We start from the raw sequence: 18,606 nt of genomic DNA on the forward strand, positions 1-18,606 counted from the left end.
CGGGTCGTGTCGAAGACGGCGTATCCCGTTCGTCGTCATCATGTACGCAGACAGAAGAGCAATTCGATGGAGGACACCATGAAGTACATGCTGCTGATCAACGCACCGCGTGCCGATTTCGACAACGGATGCACGCCGTCGGACTGGGTGCAGTACGGCAAGGAGATGCAGGACGCAGGCGTATGGGTCACCGGTCACGCACTGGCCGACCTCACGACGGCGACGACCGTGCAGGTCGATTCGTCCGGAGAACGCAGCATCACCGACGGACCGTATGCGGAGACCCGCGAGGTTCTGGGGGGCTTCGAGATCATCGATGTCCCCGACCTCGACGCCGCGTTGGACTGGGCCGCACGGTGCCCCGGTTCCAAGGGCGGGGGCTCCGTCGTCGTGCGTCCTGTCGCCGAGTACTGACGGCGTCACGCCGGTGTCCGACGACGTACGCGCCTCCCTCTCGGACGTCTTCAGGGAGGAGCACGGGCGACTTCTGGCGTCGATGGTGCACCGCTACGGCGACATCGACGTGGCCGAGGAAGTCACCTCGGAAGCGATCGAGGTTGCGTTGCAACGTTGGCCGATCGACGGAGTGCCCACGAAACCCGGCGCCTGGCTGTTGACCACGGCCAGGCGCCGGGCGGTCGATCGCCTCCGCAGAGATCGGACGCTCTCGACCAAGCTGGCGATACTTCAGATCGAGCAGGATCGCGCGGGTATCGGGCAGCGAACCGAGTCGCTCGCGGCCGGCGCCTTCGACGACGACGTGCCCGATGAACGGCTGCAGATGTTCTTCATGTGCGCGCATCCAGCACTGAACGTAGACGACCGAGTTGCGCTCACGTTGCGTTGCCTCGCGCAGCTCACGACCGCCGAGGTGGCCCGGGCTTTCATGATCCCGTCATCGACTGCGGGTCAGCGAATCTCACGGGCCAAGAAGAAGATCCGAGAGGCCCGGGTTCCGTTTCGAATACCCGGCCCCGACGAGCTGCCCGCCAGACTGACGGTGGTGCTGCAGGTCGTGTATTCGATTTTCACCGAGGGGTACGCGGCGTCGAGCGGTGACGACCTGGTCCGTGTCGATCTTGCCGACGAGGCAATCCGGCTCGCCCGTATCCTGCAGGCACTGCTGCCCCGCGAACGGGAAGTGACAGGATTGCTGGCGCTCATGTTGTCGGTTCACGCACGCTCTGCGGCACGAGTGGACGGCGACGGAACGCTCGTGATGCTCGACCAGCAGGACCGGGCCCGGTGGGATCGGGAGATGATCGACGAGGGAGCCGCCCTGACCGTACGGGCGCTGACGGGCGGAGCCGCCGGCCCCTACTCGGTACAGGCCGCGATTGCAGCCCTCCACGTGGAGTCGGAAACGTGGGAGGCCACCGATTGGGCGCAGATCGTGGAACTGTACGGCGTGTTGATGTCGCTCGCCCCGTCTCCCGTCGTCGCTGTGAACCGAGCAGCCGCAATTGCGGTGCGCGACGGGCCGGTCGCTGGGCTGATGGAGCTCGACGCGTTGGCCGACGAACCCGCCCTGCAGGCCTACTCGCCGTATCACGCTGCTCGCGGCGACGTACTCAGCCGCCTCGGTGCATCGTCGGACGCGGCGACCTGTTTCGAGCGCGCGTGCGCGACTGCCGGGTCGATACCCGAGCGCGACTACCTCCGACGGCGGGCCGACGAAGCTCGGGAGGCCGCGGGCTCGTGATGCCCGAAACGGACTGCAGGGTCACTGTCGGATCGACGAGTCCGACGCTGCCCGCTCGGGGCCGGAACCGACACTCATAGACTGAGAGGACTGCAGGAATCGATATTCGATGGAAGTGAGGGCAACGATGTCCGAGTGGGCGAAGAAGATCAAGGACGAAGCCAAGGGACTCATCGCCGAGGCCGAACAGGAGCTCACGGCTCTCGAGGGGGTCGATACCGTCGACCTCACCGCGGACGAGACGGATGAATCGTCCGCAGCGAGCGCGGAATCGGATTCCTCGAGCTAGTTGCCGACCCGCAGTTCGGCTGGGATCGCGCGCGATCGATGCGAAGCAAGGGCGTCGACGACCATCTGATGGTCGTCGGCTTCCGGCAGGCCCGAAATCCCGATGACGCCGATGAGTGACCCCGCTACTCGAATTGGAACAGCTCCGCCTGCTGCTGCGTATCGACTGTTGTCGTACCGCGATTCCGCGTCGAAGTCCCGACCTTCCGATCGATACTGACTGCCTACCCCGTACGACGAAAAATTGTGTCGGCGAACGGTGTTGATCTTGTAGCCGACCCAGTCGTCGTTCACGGCCGTGCTGCCGGCGACGGCCGCGTGAAAAACCCGCTGCTCGCCGAACACGATCGATACGACTATCGGCAACCCCGTGCCTCGGGCTGCGGCAACCAAGGCAGATCCGACAGCCCAGGCATCGTCGTAGTCGAAGCGCTCGAAGCCGATCAGCTTCTCCTGCTCCACGACTCGCGCATGCACAGCGGCCCACCGTGCCTGTTCCTCGTTCACATCTGCCATTGCCGTCTCCTGTCGCGGACCATTAAGTCTTTATGTCCTGACAAACTACCGGAAGAGCACTGAAGGCCGGCTGAGTGGAGTAAATGCGAGCAGAAGGGCGCTCACCTCGGGTACACAGCAAAGAACCCGGCACCGTCGAACGGTGCCGGGTTCTTACTTTGGTAGCGGGGACAGGATTTGAACCTGCGACCTCTGGGTTATGAGCCCAGCGAGCTACCGAGCTGCTCCACCCCGCGTTGCAAGAGATGAAGTTACCCGAAGGTGTCCGCCGGATGCAAATCACGTGCACAGCCGTCGACAACTACACCGTTGCGTCGTTCGACATGCGAATTACCGGAAAAAGCGGCCGAAACCAGTGCGCTGGACCACACAAACCACGTGAGACATCACACATAACAGCTATGTAACGAACGAGACTCGAATGCATTCCAAGGCCGTCCCACCTGCGATTTCACCAATATCCGTCTCACATGGTGGACAGTGGGTTCCCGAATTCCTTGTGTGACGTCACGACGATCCTCGACTACCTTCACGGTCGGCCCTACAACGCAGGGTCAGTACCGCCCCCGCCGCTGCATCGCTCTGCCCCGCGGGGAACGGTTCCCCGATACGCACGGGGGCAGAGCCGCAACACGTACGACGCCGCGCACCGAGTCCTCGCGCCGGCCTCTCGTACACGGTGCCTGGAGACGATCACGAACGATCGTCGTCCCCTGGCTGGGTTGCGCAGGCAAGCGCGGAGAGGATTCACCCCGCATGACCAAGGAAATTCATTTCGGCAAGCGTGCACTCGGATGGGCCGCCGTCACCGGCGCCGTCGTTGCGATTCCCCTCGGCCTTTCCGTGGGCACCGCCAGCGCAGCCGAGCACAACTGGGACGGCGTCGCACAGTGCGAGAGCGGCGGCAACTGGAACATCAACACCGGAAACGGTTACTACGGCGGCCTGCAGTTCTCGCAGAGCACCTGGACCGCCAACGGCGGCACCGGATCGCCGCACAACGCCTCGAAGGCAGAGCAGATTCGCGTTGCCGAGAACACGCTGCAGAGCCAGGGTGTCGGCGCATGGCCGGTCTGCGGCCAGAACCTCACCACCGGTGCATCCACCCCGGAGCCCGAGGCAGCCCCCGCTGCACCGGCCGCACCCGCTGTCGAAGAGGCACCCGCTGCTCCCGCAGCACCGGCACTTCCGGTCGCGCCGGAATTCCAGGCACCGGCGCAGCAGGCTGTCGATCAGGCAACCGCAGCAGCCAAGCAGGGCTTCGACGCCGCGAAGGGCATCGCAGACCAGTACGGCCTGAGCGCTCAGTTCGAGCAGCTCGTCAGCACCAACCCGGTTCTCGCGTCGATCGGACGCTGAATCCGTCCGCAGGATTGACCTGCTGACACACGCCGGATCAGTACACGGTCAGTTGGCGTTGTACGCGTCGATGGCCTGTTGAAGGGCATCGAACGCGTCACCCAGACGACCCAGGTCGCCGCTCTGCTGCGCAGACCTGACGTCGGCCAGAGCAGAGTTCAGACGCTGCACCTCCGCGGCCGATGGCTGACCACCGGTTGCCGGCGGCGTCGTCGCCGGTGCCGGCGCCGTTCCCTGCTCGGTGCCGTTCGCAGTGTCGGGCGCTTCTGCCGTCGACTGCGGATCCGCGGCGTCACCTCCCGGTGCCGTCGCCGCGGTACCTGTACCCGATCCGAAGACCTGGTCCAAGGCCTCGGACAACGTTGCGGCGTACCCGACGCGGACGCCGCCTCCCGAACCGGGCTCGCGGTAGCTGACGAGAACCCTGGTCAACTGTGGGAACGTCGACGTCGACGCCGTGTTGCGCTCGGTGTACAGCGGTTCGACGTACAGAATGCCGCCGTTCGCGATGGGCAGGGTCAGCAGGTTGCCGTACTGAATCGTGTTGGACTGCTGAAGAAGCGTCCGGTCCGAGGCCACGCGCGAATCCGATGTCATCGAGTTCTGCGCCTGCTGTGGACCCTGCGTCTGCGTGTTGGTCGGTAGCTGCAGCACCGTGAACTTTCCGTAGTTCTCCGGATCCGAACGCACCGAGATGTACGCGGAGAGAAGTTCACGGTTGAACCCGACCATCGCACTGGTCAGACGGAACGACGGTTCACCCGTCTCCGGATCACCGATCAGCACGTAGTACGGAGGCTGATTCAAGTCCGTTCCGCCGTCCACCGTCGGATCACTGGGAACCGACCAGAACGCGTTGTTGGTGAAGAACTCACTGGGGTTGTCGACGTGATACTTGGCCAGCATCTCGCGCTGGATCTTGAACAGATCCTCCGGGTAGCGGAAGTGCGACCGAAGCTCCGGCGAAATATCCGACTCCGGCTGAACCGAATCCGGGAACACACCCATCCACGCTTTCAACACCGGGTCGGTGTCGTCGACCTGGTAGAGCGTCACGGTGCCGTCGTATGCGTCGACGGTGGCCTTGACCGAGTTCCTGATGTAGGACACTTCCTCGCGCGGGAGCGGCCTGCCGGTCGTGGGCTCGATGCTGTCCGCGGTCAGACCGTCCAGCGACGCCCGCTGCGCGTACGGGAAGTTCTCCAACGTGGTGTAACCGTCGACGATCCAGACGATCTTGCCGTCCACGACCGCCGGGTAGGAGTCCGTGTCGGTCGTCAGCCACGGGGCCACCTTCTGGACGCGGTCCCGAGGATCGCGGTTGAAGATGATCTTGGAGTCGTCACCGATGGCGCCCGAAAAGAGAATGTTGCGCTCGGCATACTTCGCCGCGAAGGCGAGACGGTTGAACCAGTTGCCGACCGAGACGCCGCCCGCACCGGTGTAGGTGTAGTTGGAATCGTCCGTGTCGTATTCACGGTCACCGGCGCCCGTCGCGCCGACGATGGCGTAATCCGGGTCGGCCTGGGCGATCACCTCGCCGTAGTAGATGCGAGGCTGATCGACCGGGATGACCTGATCCTGGCCCTGCGAGGCGATGTCGCTGACGGTGTAGATCGGGTAGCCGCTGTTGCTGGTGGCACCCTCTGCTGTCGGATCCTCGACGGCCGCGTTGACGCGATTGGCCGGCGCGGCGACGAAGCCGTTTCCGTGGGTGTAGACCGTGTGGCGGTTGATCCAGTCGGTCTGGTTACCGGTCAGGGACTCCGGCGACAGCTCACGGGCGGCGACGATGTAGTCCTGGAGCTGGCCGTCGATCTCGTAACGGTCGACGTCCAGGGTCGACGGGAAGCCGAAGAAGTTCTTCAGCTGCTGCTGCTGGGTGAACGTGCGAGACAGCACGTTCGGATCCAGAAGACGAGTGTTGGCGATGGTCGTGATGTCCGCGTCGCTCTCGCGCGGATTCTGCGAGCCTTCTCCCGAGTACGGCTGGTACTCCACCTGATCGTCACCGATGCCGTACGCGTCACGTGTCGCGGCGATGTTGCGCTCGATGTACGTACGCTCCTTCTCGGCCGCGTTCGGTCGGACCGAGAACTGCTCCATCAGCAGCGGGAAGACCGCGCCGACGAGAATGGAGGACAACACCAGGAGTGCCGTCGCGAGAGCGGGAACACGCAGATCACGGAGGAAGATCGCGGCGAAAAAGGCTGCAGCACAGATCAACGCGATGGCGAGCAGGATCAGCTTGGCAGGAAGCACCGCGTTGATGTCGGTGAAGCCGGCACCGGTGAAGATGGGTTCTTTGCGACCGCTGGACAGCAGCGAGTACCGGTCCAGCCAGTACGCGATCGCCTTGAACAACACGAACGATCCGGCGAGCACCGCGAGCTGGATGCGCGCCGCGCGGGTCAGAGCGCCCTCACGACCCGCCAGCCGGATTCCGCCGAAGACGTACTGCGTGAGCAGGTTTGCGAAGAATGCGATCAGCGTCGCGACGAACAGCCAGTTCAGGATGAATCGGTAGAACGGCAGATCGAACGAGTAGAAGCCGTAGTCCAAGTTGAACTGTGGGTCGGTGATTCCGAATTCGCCACCGTTGAGGAACAACTGGACCGTCACCCAGTTGGTCTGCGCGATCAGTCCCGAGATGATGCCGAACGCCAACGGTATTCCGATACCGAACAGGCGCAGACGGCTCATCACCGTGGTGCGATAGCGGGCGACCGGATCGTTCGGACCGGCGACCGGAACGAACACCGGCCGATTGCGGTACGCGAGCAGCAGCGACGCGAAGACCACCGCGCCGACGAACAATCCGACGACCAGGAACAGAACGACGCGCGTCAGCAGCGTGGTCGTGAAGACCTGCCGAAAGCCGACCTCCCCGAACCAAAGCCAGTTCGTGTAGGTGTCGATGAGGCGAGGGCCGACAAGCAGCAACGCTGCGAGGACCAATGCCAGAACAAGTAGAATCCGTCCGCGCCGCGACAGCGACGGTAGACCGGTTGGGGCCCTCATGCCCACGTGCCACACTCCAACTTCGGGCGATACACCTAGGTATCGCTGATGGGGTTCGACGGCGCACCGAGTGCGTCGCCTGTCCGATTTGGGAACCACTGTACGGAACGGCGGCACCGGCCGCTGACACCCCTTCGTCCTGCGCGCGCGGACCATGGGTCGGCGACGGCCGAACAGCGGAATGGGAAGATGGGCGGGTGAGCGATTTCAGCGACGACCTGTTCCGTGACGGCGTGGAACCCAACGCCGACAACGATGCCCTCGGTGCCGCTCTCGGGCGGTGCGCGCGCGAGGTCGCCGACTTCGTGGACGGTGAAGGCTGGGGTCAGGTCCCCCAGCTGTTCGCGCTGGTTCCCACCGAACTTCTGGCGGCCGCCGAACCCGGACTGCTCGACGACCTCGCCGACGGTGCGTTGCTCACCCCGATCCAGCAGCACTCGCTACCCGAGGACATCACCGGCGGATCGCCCGCGCTCGACGAATTCCTGGCCACCACGACGTGGCCGGACGGTGTCGTCGGGTGCGCACTGGTGCAGGAGATCGTCGTCCTGCCTCCCACCGCGGAATCGGCACTCGACGACGCACTGGTCCCACTCCTCGCCGACCGAGACGCGGCCGACGACGCCGCCCGCGCCGCCGCCCATGCGCATCCCGACCGCAAGGACGGCAGGCTCATCGCAGCCGTGCTCAAGGACGGTCCGTCCCTGACCCTTCTGCAGTTGCAGCCCGACGAGGACGCGGATCCGTTCGCCCCGGTGGAGCTCCTGCTCTACGAGGGCCTTGCACCCGGCATCGTCGCCGCCCTGCACGCGACATTCGACCTCGTCGAGGACGACTGACCTCGGTTCGTCAGCAGCTGGGCGCGTCTTCCCCACGGCCGAGGGCATCGAGCGAGTCGATGGCTCCGTCGAGCGAGTCGACCTTGACCAGACGAAGTCCGGCAGGAACGTTCTGCGACGCCTCGTCGCAGTTCTGCGACGGCACCAGAAACGTCGTCGCCCCGGCCTCACGCGCAGCGATCAGCTTGTACGGAATGCCGCCGATCGGCCCGACTGCTCCGGCCGAATCGATGGTGCCGGTCCCGGCGACGAAATCGCCGTTGCTCAGCTCGCCGGGACTCAACTTGTCGACGACGGCCAGGCTGAACATCAGACCGGCCGAGGGCCCGCCGACGTCGGCCAGGTTGAACGTGACCGTGAACGGAACGTCGGGCTCCTCGGCAGGTGTGACCCCGAGGTAGCCGGACTCCGCATCGTCGGGACGGGAACCGAGCACCACCGACTCGGTCCGGGTGGCACCGTCCTTCTCCACGACGATGTCGACGGACTCCCCCGGTGAGCGAGCACTGACCGACTCACGCACAGCGCTGACCGAAGCGACGGGCTCCCCCGCCACCGACACGAGCCGCTCACCTTCGTTCAACAGGCCTGCGGCCGGACCGTCGGGCGCCACCGAACCGACGACGAGAACAACGGGCAGTCCCAGATGGTGCAGCGCCGCGAGCTGAGCACTGTTCTCGGACTGTTCGAAATCGGCCTGATTGCCTTCCTGGACCTCTTCTTTCGTCTTGTTCGGCGGATACACCTCCTCGCGCGGGACGAGCCCTTGCCGTCCACTCGCCCAGTAACCGAGCGCTTCGAAGATGTTCAGCTGATCACGCACCGCCACCGTCGTCATGTTCAGATGCCCGGTGGTGGGATCGACATCCGTCCCGTCGATCTGCACGACAGGAACCCCGTCCGCATCACCGAGGGTGTTGTACGTCGGTCCCGGTCCGAGCGCAGCGAACGGAACCGTCACGACGGTACCGACCACACCGAGCACGACAACCGGTACGAGGGCGGCGACAAGAGTGGCAATCCGACGATTCACCCGACAAACATAGATCCGCCGACTGTGACGACGATGTGAGACCCCCGTCAGAACCCACCACGTTCATTCCGCAGGCTCCACTCACAGCCTCCCCGTTCATTCCGCAGGCTCCACTCACAGCCTCCCCGTTCATTCCGCAGGCTCCACTCACAGCCCACCGGTTCATTCCGCAGGCTCCACTCACAGCCTCCTGGTTCATTCCGCAGGCTCCACTCACAGCGTTCGCCGTAAGCGTGATCACCAGCGGTGCTGTTCGCGCCCTCGCCTTGTACCGTTGACTTATGAGCAATTTCGGTTTTCAGGGCTCCGACGAGGATCCGGACAAGAAGAAGGATCAGAGCGGTGGCGAGGGCTCCGGCGGTAATCCCGGCGGTTTCGGCTTCGGCACCGAGGGTTTCGATCCTGCGGCCCTGGGGCAGATGCTCACCCAGTTCGGGCAGATGTTGAGCGGCATGGGTACGCCCGGTGCCGGTGGCTCCGCTGCGGGCCCGGTCAACTACGACCTGGCCAAGCAGTTGGCACGCCAGCAAATCGGGGACTTCACTCCCGTCGGCAAGGGCAAGGCCGACGCGGTCTCCGAGGCCGCTCATCTCGCGGAACTGTGGCTCGACGGCGCGACGACTCTTCCCGCTGGTGCGTCCAAGACGTCGGCGTGGACTCCGGTCGACTGGTTGGAGAACACGATCGACACCTGGAAGAGGCTGTGCGATCCGGTGGCCGAGCAGATTTCCGGAATGTGGACTGCCGGTCTGCCTGCCGAAGCGCAGCAGATGGCGGGACCGATGATGGGGATGCTCACGCAGATGGGCGGCATGGCGTTCGGTTCCCAGCTCGGCCAGGCGTTGGGGCAGCTGTCCAAGGAGGTTCTGACGTCGACCGACATCGGAATTCCCCTCGGACCGAACGGAGTGTCCGCGCTTCTCCCCGAGTCCATCACGGCGTTCACCGAGGGGTTGGAACAACCCGAACGTGAAGTTCTGGTGTTCCTCGCAGCCCGCGAAGCTGCGCACCAGCGCCTGTACAGCCACGTTCCGTGGCTTCGTCAGCGCGTGCTGGCGACGGTCGAGGAGTACGCACGCGGTATCCGGATGGACTTCTCGGCCATCGAGGAAGCCGCGTCGGGCCTCGACCCGGCGTCGCTGACCGATCCGTCGAAGATCGAGGAGATTCTGCAGCAGGGCGCGTTCGAGCCGCAGACGACTCCCGAACAGAAGCAGGCGCTCGAACGACTCGAGACTCTGCTCGCCCTCGTCGAAGGCTGGGTGGAGACGGTCGTCTCCGAAGCCCTCGGGGAAAGGCTGCCCGGCGCCGTGGCGCTCGCGGAAACCATTCGTCGCCGACGTGCATCCGGTGGACCGGCCGAGCAGACGTTCGCGACGCTCGTGGGCCTCGAACTTCGTCCGCGCAAGGTTCGCGAAGCAGGCGATCTGTGGCGTCGACTCACCACCGCCGCAGGGATCGAGGGACGCGACGGCGTCTGGGCCCACCCGGACCTCCTGCCGGTGTCGTCCGATCTTGACGACCCGGCCGGGTTCGTCGACGGCGTCATCGGCGGAGGGTCCAGCTCCTTCGACGACCCCATCGCTCAGCTCGAGGCCATGGAGGCTCAGGAACGAGCAGCCAAGAACAAGTCGGACGAGACGGACACGGACGACGGGGACAAGAAGGACGGGGACGCCGGCAGCACCGGCTGATCCCGAATTCACGGTCGACGAGGGGTGTGCCGAAATTTTCGGCGCATCCCTCGTTTTGTCTCGATCGCGCTGGTGAGGCGTCCGACGGCCTGTGGATAACCCGTCCTCGACGCCGTCGACGGGGATGCGTCGTGTGCAACTCTGCGTCCATGTCCGCCCAGGAATCACCCCACTCTGCCCAGCCGGTTCCGATGCTGCGGCGGCCCAGGCTCGACGTACCGGTGTTCTCGCAACGAGACGGCACGATCCGACTCGGGTGGAATCCGGATCGGTCGTTCGTCGTCACGCCTCCGCCGGGTGTCGAGTACGACGTCCTCGTCGATCTACTGCGTCGGCTCGACGGAGTTCATTCGAGAGCCCACACGATCTGGTACGCGGGCACCGTCGGGATGTCCGCCAATGCGATGTCCACACTGCTGGCCGAGCTCGTCGAGGCAGAACTGTTGGTCGAAGGGCGTTCGCGGCCTCACGTTCCCGAGGGAACGACGCAGACCGTGGTGCACGTCGTCGGACGCGGGCCGCTGGCCGACGCTGTCGTCGCGGTCCTCCCGACGTCGTCCTCGATCACGGTCCGGCGTTCCTCGTCGGGGGCGGGCAAAGTCGCGGGCTCCGCCATCACGGCCGGCGATGTCGCGGTTCTCACGGACGACTTGGCCCCTGATCCACATCTCGTGACCGAGCTGGTTCGCGCCAGAACACCGCACGTGCAGGTTCGGTTGCGCGACGGCACGGGCGTGGTCGGTCCGTTCGTCATTCCGGGGACGACGAGTTGTCTCCGGTGCGCCGACCTGACCAGAGGCGGCCTCGACCCACAGTGGCCGCACATCTCCGCGCAGCTCCTCGGCAGCGTCGGGCATGCGGACAAACCCACCGTCCTGGCAGCCGCGGCGGTCGTTCTCGGACAGATACACCAGTTCGTCCGCGACCGTCGACCGTCGTTGATCGACACGACCGTCGAGATCGACCTCGGCTCGCACGTCATCGAACGGCGTCGGTGGACTCGTCATCCGCACTGCGATTGTGCCGTGTGACGAACGACGCGAACACAGGCGCTGTGGCCTGCAGTCTCGGCAGAATGTCGTCCCGTCCGACATGATGGAGGCGTGCCAGACATTCCACGCCGGGGTTCGGCCCGGACAGCCAAACTCGCGCGCATCCCGATCGGTATCGCCGGTCGGGCTGCAGTCGGTTTCGGAAAGAAGTTGGCCGGGGGGAACCGCCAGGAGATCGACTCCGATCTTGCCGCCAAAGCTGCCGAGCAGTTGTTCTCGGTACTGGGCGAGCTCAAGGGCGGTGCAATGAAATTCGGGCAAGCGTTGTCCGTGATGGAAGCCGCCGTGCCGGAGGAGTTCGCCGAACCGTACCGCGAGGCTCTCACCAAGCTGCAGGCAGACGCTCCGCCGCTTCCCGCCGCGAAGGTGCACCGGGTACTGGACAGGCAGCTGGGCACCGCCTGGCGGTCACGGTTCGCTTCGTTCGACGACACCCCGATCGCGTCGGCGAGCATCGGGCAGGTGCACCGTGCAGTATGGTCCGACGGCCGAGACGTCGCTGTGAAGGTGCAGTATCCGGGTGCAGACGACGCGCTCCGTGCCGACCTGAAGACGATGTCGCGGTTTGCCAACACCTTCAGTGCGATCTTCACCGGGGCCGACGTCAAACCAGTCCTCGACGAGTTGATCGCCCGTACGGAGGACGAACTGGACTATCGGATCGAGGCGGCGAGCCAACGTGTGTTCGCGTCGACGTTCGACGGTGACAGCCGGTTCGCTGTGCCCCGCGTGGTGGCGAGTGCACCCAAGGTGCTGGTCACCGAATGGATGAGCGGTACTTCGTTGTCGTCGATCATCGCCGACGGTTCCGTGGAGCAGCGCAATGCCGCGGGTGAGCTTCTGGTGCTTTTCGCGTTCGCTGCGCCCGCACTCGCGGGCCTGCTGCACGCCGATCCGCACCCCGGCAACTTCATGATGCTGCCCGACGGGCGTCTCGGTGTGATCGACTTCGGGGCCACCGCACCGATGCCCGACGGCCTCCCGCCGGTGTTGGGCCGGATGGTCAGGCTGGCGCGGGAAGAAAAGTTCGACGAACTGGTCGAACTGTGTACGGCCAGTGGTTTCGTGATTCCAGGTAGAACGGTGACGGCGAGGGAGATTGCCGATTACCTACGTCCGTTCACCGATCCGATCAGGACCGACTCTTTTCACTTCACCAGGTCGTGGCTGCAGAAAGCTGCTGGTACGGCAACGGAATTCGACAGTGCGCAGTTCAAGACCGCGCGGGCGCTCAACATGCCTGCCGAGCAGGTCATGATCTTCAGGGTGCTGGGCGGACTCGTGGGCATCTGCGCGCAATTGGATGCCTACGCGCCGTACATGGCCATCCTGACGGAGTGGATGCCTGGGTTCTCGGACGAGACCTGATCGGTCTCGTCCGAGAACGGGGCGGATACGCCCGTGGTGTGCAATGGATACGGCGAACACCGGATCGCATCCAGGTCACGCGACCTGCTGCTTCCGCGGCCGTCCACGCGGGCGCTTGCGGGCGATGACGACTCCCTGATCGAGAATCTCACCTCCCCATACTCCCCATGGCTCGGCACGGTCGAGTGCGGCACTCAAACACGTGCGCCGAATGGGACATTCGGCGCACAGCGCCTTTGCTCGCTCCAATTCTCCCGGTGTCTCGGCGAACCAGAGATCCGGATCGGCCACACGGCACGGCACTTCGTCGCCGAGGGTGCCGGCATTCTGGGTGTCCAACGAGGAGGTCTCGCTGGCCGGGGTCGCCTGGTCGCCGAGGTGCGTGGCCGAGTATCGCTCGGTTGCAGCATGTTCGGATCGTTCGTATCGGCATGTCGTCCGGATCGTGGCGGTTGACACGTCGGTCTCCTCTACTTTTCGTGCGGCGTGTTTACGGTTGTTCGGTATCTGAGCGAACCGGTCGGGCCGAGAAGTTCGAATTCGAGGGGACTCATCGAACGAAAAAGGCCACGGTCCGCGTATGCGGGTCCGTGGCCTGTAAGGCAAGTCGAAAGCTCTACCGAGATTTCTCTCGATATCGACTTTCGACCACGGACACCACTGCCGTACGGCGACGGCGGGCTGCGGGGGACGCCTTGGCGGCGAACCACTGGGCGGCAGAAGCTTCGGCCGCTGCAGCGGCTGGAACGACTGCTGCTGGTGCGCAGGCTGCGTCGGCCGCGAGCTGATGCGCTCCGGCGACGCGCACTGCCGCGCCCGTCGACGCGGAAGAGAAGTGAGCGGAGTTACCGAGGACGTGCATCAGCCGTGCGTCGGTCGCGGGTGCGACAGCGCTCGTGACGATCGAATTGAAAATCTTCATGTTCTCCACCTCCTACTTCCGAATCGATATGCGGACAATGTCTGTGGCACGCGGTCTCCCGCGAGCGGTGAAAACAGACTAAACCTGTTGGTCGAAACTGCACAAGTTATTTTCTACCTGCGGCTTTACATCAGTTGGTCGATGATTCCCGCACGACGGTCAGGACGTCCTCACCGAAACGTTCCAACTTCTTCGCGCCGATCCCGGGAATGGCCACGAGACCGCGGTCGTCCTGTGGTTGCTGCTCTGCGATGGCCGTGAGCGTCGTATCGCTGAAGACAACGTAGGCAGGCACTTTCAGCTCCCGCGATTTGTCCAACCTCCATGCCTTCAACGCATCGAGCAGAGCAACATCGACGTCCGTCGGGTGACTTTCGCAGCGACCGAGCATGGTCGCCGCCGTTCCGATCAACGGTTTGCCGCACAACCTGCACTTGGGTCCGGACTTCTTGGTCGTCGGAGTGGCGATGCGTGATGCGGGTGAATCCTCGGGAATCAATCCGTTGAGAAAACGCGACCGACGCCTGGATTTGCGACCGCCCTCGTTGCGCGCGAGCGCCCAGGACAGATGCAGATGCTCGCGCGCACGAGTGACGCCGACGTACAGCAGCCGCCGTTCCTCTTCGATCGCGGCGTCGTTGTTGGCACTCGGGTCGCTGCCGAGCGCATGCGAAATGGGCAGCGTGCCGTCGGCGAGTCCGACGATGAAGACAGCGTCCCACTCGAGACCCTTCGCTGCATGCAGCGACGCCAACGTCACACCCTGGACGACCGGTGGATGCCGCGCCTCGGCGCGGGCCGCCAGTTCACCGAGCAGACGATCCAGATCCAGCGCCGGATCCTGCGCCAACAATTCTTCGGTGACCTGTACCAGCCCGCCGAGCGATGCCCACTTCTCCCGCGCCTGTGCACCCGTCGGCTCCGTCGACGTCAAACCGAGCGGCGCCAGTACAGCGCGCACCAGCGACGGCAGGCCGTCGCCGTACTTGGACTCGTCCGGCAGATCTTCCCTGCCGGCGGCGCTGCGAAGAGCCGAAATACCCTGCCGCACTTCAGGTCTGTTGAAGAACCCTTCGCCGCCACGGACCTGGTACGGAATCTGCAACTCCGTCAGAGCCTGCTCGTGCGCCTCCGACTGCGCGTTGATGCGGTAGAGCACCGCGATCTCCGCGGGCGCGACACCCTTGCCGATCAACCTCTTGATCGCCCGAGCGACACCGTCGGCCTCGGCCGGCTCGTCGTCGTACTCGAAGAACTCCGGTTCTGGGCCTGCCGGGCGTTGCCCGATCAATTGCAGCCGAGTCCCGGCGATCCGCCCGCGCGCTGCGCCGATCACCCGGTTGGCGAGCGACACCACCTCGGGAGTCGATCGGTAGTCACGCTCGAGACGCACGACGGTGGCGTCGGGAAAGCGTCGCGAGAAATCCAGTAGGTACCGCGGGGTCGCGCCGGTGAACGAGTAGATCGTCTGATTCGCATCACCGACGACCGTCAGGTCGTCACGTTCACCGAGCCAGGCATCGAGCACACGCTGCTGCAGAGGCGTCACGTCCTGGTACTCGTCCACCACGAAGCAGCGGTACCGCTCACGGAACTCGTCGGCGACGGCAGAATGCTCCTCGAGCGCAGCAGCGGTGTGCAGCAGCAAGTCGTCGAAATCCAGCAGCATTCCGTCGCCGCCGTGCGACTTCAAATCCTCGTACCCGGCGTAGACCGAGGCGACCTTCGCAGCATCCATCGGCACCTCCCGGCGCAGCCGCGCGGCCACTGCCGGGTAGTCCTCGGGTGCGATCAACGAGCCCTTCGCCCATTCGATCTCACCGGCCAGATCGCGCACGGAGTCCGTCGACGTGGACACTCCGGCGCGGTGCGCCGACTGGCTCACCAGGGCGAACTTCCGATCCAGAAGCTGCCAGCCCGTGTCCCCGACCACCTGAGGCCAGAAGTACTTCAGCTGCCTCAGCGCAGCAGCGTGGAACGTGCGGGCCTGCACGGACGGGCCCTCACCACCGACACCCAGTTCTCTCAACCGGCCGCGCATCTCCCCCGCGGCCCTCGCCGTGAAGGTCACTGCGAGGACTTGCCCGGCCGACACGTGACCGGCGTCGACGAGGTGTGCGATGCGCCTCGTGATGGTCCTCGTCTTGCCGGTACCGGCACCGGCGAGAACGCAGACGGGGCCTCGTGGGGCCGCCACCGCGGCCGACTGTTCGGGATCCAACCCGGCGGTCATCGAATCCACAGACATGGTCTCCATCATGTCAGGGGGTGCCGACACACCCGTCATCCCGTCTGCCGCCTCGGACTCCGCCGGTGCTCACTCGACCGACGGAACAACACATTCGGCATCGGTGTTGAATCGTCTCGTGACTACCACCGAGAACTCAGCACCCGAGTCCCCCGCGGCACTGACCGTCTACTCAACGACGTGGTGCGGTTACTGCAGGCGTCTGAAGACCCAGCTCGACGAAGCCGGCATCGCGTACGCCGAGATCGACATCGAGGAAGATCCGAAGTCCGCCGAGTTCGTCGGCAGCGTCAACGGCGGCAACCACGTCGTCCCGACCGTTCTGTACGCCGACGGCTCGACCGCGACCAACCCGTCACTCGCCGCCGTCAAGAGCGCACTCGGACTCTAGATGCCACGCGTGGCGGGTCGGACGCGGTAACGACGCTGCGCAACCTAACCGGCGGAGCCCGCCCACGCTTCGAGCATGCCCCGGGCGATCGAGATCGAGCCCGGCAACAGAAGCCGTGAGTCGGAGTCGGCGGCCCAGTCGCCGACTTCGAGAGCCGCTCGGACCTCGCTGCGGTCGAACCAGTGCGCCTCGGCGATCTCACCGTCCAGGAAGTTCAGCGGAACCTCGGGATCGGCGACGGCGGAGAACCCGATCATCACCGACCGCGGAAACGGCCACGGCTGACTGCCGAGGTACGTGATGTCGGAGACGGTGATGCCGACTTCCTCGCGGATCTCCCGTAGGACGCAGGTCTCGAGCGATTCGCCCGCTTCGACGAAGCCCGCGAGGACCGAGAATCGACGCTCCGGCCACGCCGGAGCCCGGGCCAGGAGGACCTTGTCCGCTCCGTCGTGCACGAGGCAGATGACCGCGGGGTCCGTGCGGGGAAACTCCTCGTGGCCGTTGGACGTGCTGACACGCGACCACCCGGCCGCCGACGGAGTCGTCGCTGCGCCGTCGAGCGCACTGAAGCTTGCACTCGCATGCCAGTTCAGGATCGCGAGCGCGCTCGTCAGGATCGACAGCTGGGTCGCGTCCAGACGCTCACCGATGGTCCGAAGGTCCCCCAGCTCGCCGGTCAGAGCCCCGACGCGCTGCGCCCACAGATGACGTCCGTCGTCGATGCCGAGAAACACGGCGTCCAGCGCGGGTTCCGAACCGAGGTCCGTCGCATCGACGTACACCAGAGAATCGCCCTCGACCCGGAGCCTTCCCCGGTGATCGACCTGCAGTACCTTCGCCGTCGGCCAGCCGCTGCGCAGCGCGTCGGTGTTCTTTCGAAGTTCCTCGGCTCGATCGAGTGGCGAGCGGGACAACAACGGTGGAGAAGCGAGTTCGAATCGTGGCACCACTGAACCCTACTGCGCCCGCTCGGACCCTCGTCCGACCGCGTGGACTGGATCGTCCGCGCGTTCACTCCCCTACGCGGCGGATGTAGAGCAGACGATCCGATGCCTCGACGGCGTCGACCTCGGGCGATCCGACGCGGTACAGCTTGCCTCCGCGCACGACGCCCAACACGATGTCGGTGAGGTGTCGCGGCGACCCGCCCACCTCGTCGCGCTCGACTTCGCGCTCGGCGACAGCGAATCCGGCCTCCGGCGTCAGGAGATCCTCGATCATCTCCACCACGCTCGGCGTCGAGGTAGCGATGCCGAGCAGACGTCCTGCGGTCTCCGAGGACACCACCACCGAGTCCGCACCCGACTGCCGAACCAGGTGAGTGTTCTCGGCCTCTCGTACCGACGCGACGATCTTGGCCTTCGGCGCGATCTCGCGCGCGGTGAGCGTCACCAGCACCGCGGTGTCGTCGCGGTTGGTGGCGACGATGATCGCTGCGGCGTGCTGTGCGCCGGTCAATCGCAACACGTCCGACTTGGTTGCGGAACCGTGCACCGTGACCAACCCCATGTTGGACGCGGAATCGAGGACCGTCTGGTCCGTATCCACGACGACGATCTCCGACGCGGGAACACCGTCCCCGAGCATGGCGTCGACCGCGGTGCGGCCCTTCGTTCCGAAACCGATGACCACGGTGTGATTGCGCACGCTGCGCCTCCATCGCTGAATTTTGAATGCCTGCCGGGAACGCTCCGTGAGAACCGCGAGCGTCGTGCCGACCAACAAGATGAGGAAGAAGATTCGAAGTGGTGTGATCACCAGAATGTTGACGAGGCGGGCCGACGGCGCGATCGGGGTGATGTCGCCGTATCCGGTCGTGGACAACGAGACCGTCGCGTAGTAGAGCGCATCGAGGAAGGACAGTTCGTTGTCCTGAGCGTCCCGATACCCGTCGCGGTCCAGGTACACGATCACCGCGGCCAGCAGCAAGGCCGCGAGCGCGATGAGGATGCGCCGATAGATCGCGCGCCACGGGCTGCTCTGCAACTCCGGGACCCGCAGAACACCCACCAACGCGAAGTCCGGCTTGTCGGTCAGCGTGTCGCCCGCACTCAAGCGGGCACGCAATCTACCAGCCACGTTTCCTTCTCTGCTCTCGTCGCATCTGCACTCGTCGCAGCCCGTTCGTTCACCGCAACGGTCCGGCTGGCAGCCTAACCCCAATCCGCGA

At 65.1% G+C, this 18,606-nt stretch carries 17 protein-coding genes and 1 tRNA gene; 9 read left to right on the forward strand and 9 right to left on the reverse strand.

Features of this window, described 5'->3' with window-relative positions; all coding sequences use genetic code 11:
• Positions 1-78: 78 nt before the first annotated feature.
• The 3 genes from CH290_RS17670 to CH290_RS29985 all read left to right on the forward strand — a co-directional run bounded on the left by CH290_RS17670 (position 79) and on the right by CH290_RS29985 (position 1,991).
• Positions 79-414: a YciI family protein gene (locus CH290_RS17670; protein WP_027498870.1), complete on the forward strand. Its 336-nt coding sequence runs from the start codon at positions 79-81 to the stop codon at positions 412-414.
• A 13-nt stretch (positions 415-427) separates the two neighbouring features.
• Positions 428-1,702: an RNA polymerase sigma factor gene (locus CH290_RS17675; protein WP_033190586.1), complete on the forward strand. Its 1,275-nt coding sequence runs from the start codon at positions 428-430 to the stop codon at positions 1,700-1,702.
• Positions 1,703-1,811: 109 nt separating this feature from the next.
• Positions 1,812-1,991 (forward strand): hypothetical protein, encoded by a 180-nt coding sequence (locus tag CH290_RS29985; RefSeq protein ID WP_141215379.1) that lies wholly within the window; start codon positions 1,812-1,814, stop codon positions 1,989-1,991.
• On the opposite strand, the gene CH290_RS17680 is transcribed toward CH290_RS29985, so the two are convergent.
• Positions 1,988-2,506 carry a heme-degrading domain-containing protein gene (locus tag CH290_RS17680; protein WP_019666047.1) on the reverse strand — a complete coding sequence of 173 codons (519 nt, stop codon included), beginning with the start codon at positions 2,504-2,506 and terminating at the stop codon, positions 1,988-1,990. The two genes, CH290_RS29985 and CH290_RS17680, sit on opposite strands and share 4 nt — an antisense overlap.
• Positions 2,507-2,665: 159 nt before the next feature.
• Positions 2,666-2,742, reverse strand: a tRNA-Met gene (locus CH290_RS17685).
• 520 nt (positions 2,743-3,262) lie between these two features.
• Here CH290_RS17685 and CH290_RS17690 point away from each other — a divergent pair.
• Positions 3,263-3,865 (forward strand): transglycosylase family protein, encoded by a 603-nt coding sequence (locus CH290_RS17690; protein ID WP_033190585.1) that lies wholly within the window; start codon positions 3,263-3,265, stop codon positions 3,863-3,865.
• A 48-nt stretch (positions 3,866-3,913) separates the two neighbouring features.
• Here the strand turns inward: CH290_RS17690 and CH290_RS17695 are convergent, their stop codons facing one another.
• Entirely contained in the window at positions 3,914-6,892 is a 2,979-nt protein-coding gene (locus CH290_RS17695; RefSeq protein WP_026347936.1) for a UPF0182 family protein, read from the reverse strand.
• A gap of 227 nt (positions 6,893-7,119) precedes the next feature.
• On the opposite strand from CH290_RS17695, the gene CH290_RS17700 reads away from it, so the two are divergent.
• Positions 7,120-7,725: a PPA1309 family protein gene (locus tag CH290_RS17700; protein ID WP_170947479.1), complete on the forward strand. Its 606-nt coding sequence runs from the start codon at positions 7,120-7,122 to the stop codon at positions 7,723-7,725.
• A gap of 10 nt (positions 7,726-7,735) precedes the next feature.
• On the opposite strand, the gene CH290_RS17705 is transcribed toward CH290_RS17700, so the two are convergent.
• Positions 7,736-8,758 (reverse strand): YlbL family protein, encoded by a 1,023-nt coding sequence (locus CH290_RS17705; protein ID WP_020112083.1) that lies wholly within the window; start codon positions 8,756-8,758, stop codon positions 7,736-7,738.
• A 281-nt stretch (positions 8,759-9,039) separates the two neighbouring features.
• Between CH290_RS17705 and CH290_RS17715 the strand changes: the two genes are divergently transcribed.
• From CH290_RS17715 to CH290_RS17725, 3 genes are all read left to right on the forward strand, one after another.
• Positions 9,040-10,452, forward strand: coding sequence for a zinc-dependent metalloprotease (locus CH290_RS17715; RefSeq protein WP_033190583.1), 1,413 nt, complete (start codon positions 9,040-9,042; stop codon positions 10,450-10,452).
• A gap of 149 nt (positions 10,453-10,601) precedes the next feature.
• The gene (locus CH290_RS17720; RefSeq protein ID WP_020112086.1) at positions 10,602-11,483 is read left to right on the forward strand and encodes a hypothetical protein; all 882 of its coding nucleotides are present in this window, start codon (positions 10,602-10,604) and stop codon (positions 11,481-11,483) included.
• 72 nt (positions 11,484-11,555) lie between these two features.
• Complete coding sequence (locus tag CH290_RS17725; RefSeq protein ID WP_019666054.1) at positions 11,556-12,872, forward strand: ABC1 kinase family protein; 1,317 nt, start codon at positions 11,556-11,558, stop codon at positions 12,870-12,872.
• Positions 12,873-12,947: 75 nt separating this feature from the next.
• Here the strand turns inward: CH290_RS17725 and CH290_RS17730 are convergent, their stop codons facing one another.
• The 3 genes from CH290_RS17730 to CH290_RS17740 form a co-directional block, all read right to left on the reverse strand.
• Positions 12,948-13,211, reverse strand: coding sequence for a WhiB family transcriptional regulator (locus tag CH290_RS17730; protein WP_170947480.1), 264 nt, complete (start codon positions 13,209-13,211; stop codon positions 12,948-12,950).
• Between the two features lie 277 nt (positions 13,212-13,488).
• Complete coding sequence (locus tag CH290_RS17735; protein ID WP_230594153.1) at positions 13,489-13,794, reverse strand: hypothetical protein; 306 nt, start codon at positions 13,792-13,794, stop codon at positions 13,489-13,491.
• A 130-nt stretch (positions 13,795-13,924) separates the two neighbouring features.
• A complete protein-coding gene (locus CH290_RS17740) occupies positions 13,925-16,051 on the reverse strand; it encodes an ATP-dependent DNA helicase UvrD2 (RefSeq protein WP_033190582.1) in 2,127 nt (708 codons plus the stop codon).
• A 109-nt stretch (positions 16,052-16,160) separates the two neighbouring features.
• Between CH290_RS17740 and CH290_RS17745 the strand changes: the two genes are divergently transcribed.
• Positions 16,161-16,433, forward strand: a complete 273-nt coding sequence (locus CH290_RS17745; protein WP_026347939.1) for a mycoredoxin — start codon at positions 16,161-16,163, stop codon at positions 16,431-16,433.
• Between the two features lie 44 nt (positions 16,434-16,477).
• On the opposite strand, the gene nudC is transcribed toward CH290_RS17745, so the two are convergent.
• A complete protein-coding gene (nudC, locus tag CH290_RS17750; RefSeq protein WP_037142684.1) occupies positions 16,478-17,383 on the reverse strand; it encodes an NAD(+) diphosphatase in 906 nt (301 codons plus the stop codon).
• A 64-nt stretch (positions 17,384-17,447) separates the two neighbouring features.
• Positions 17,448-18,515 (reverse strand): potassium channel family protein, encoded by a 1,068-nt coding sequence (locus CH290_RS17755; RefSeq protein WP_026347941.1) that lies wholly within the window; start codon positions 18,513-18,515, stop codon positions 17,448-17,450.
• Between the last annotated feature and the right edge of the window lie 91 nt (positions 18,516-18,606).

Origin of the sequence: Rhodococcus sp. 06-156-4, assembly GCF_002259345.1 — a bacterium.
Lineage (GTDB): Bacteria > Actinomycetota > Actinomycetes > Mycobacteriales > Mycobacteriaceae > Rhodococcoides > Rhodococcoides fascians_E.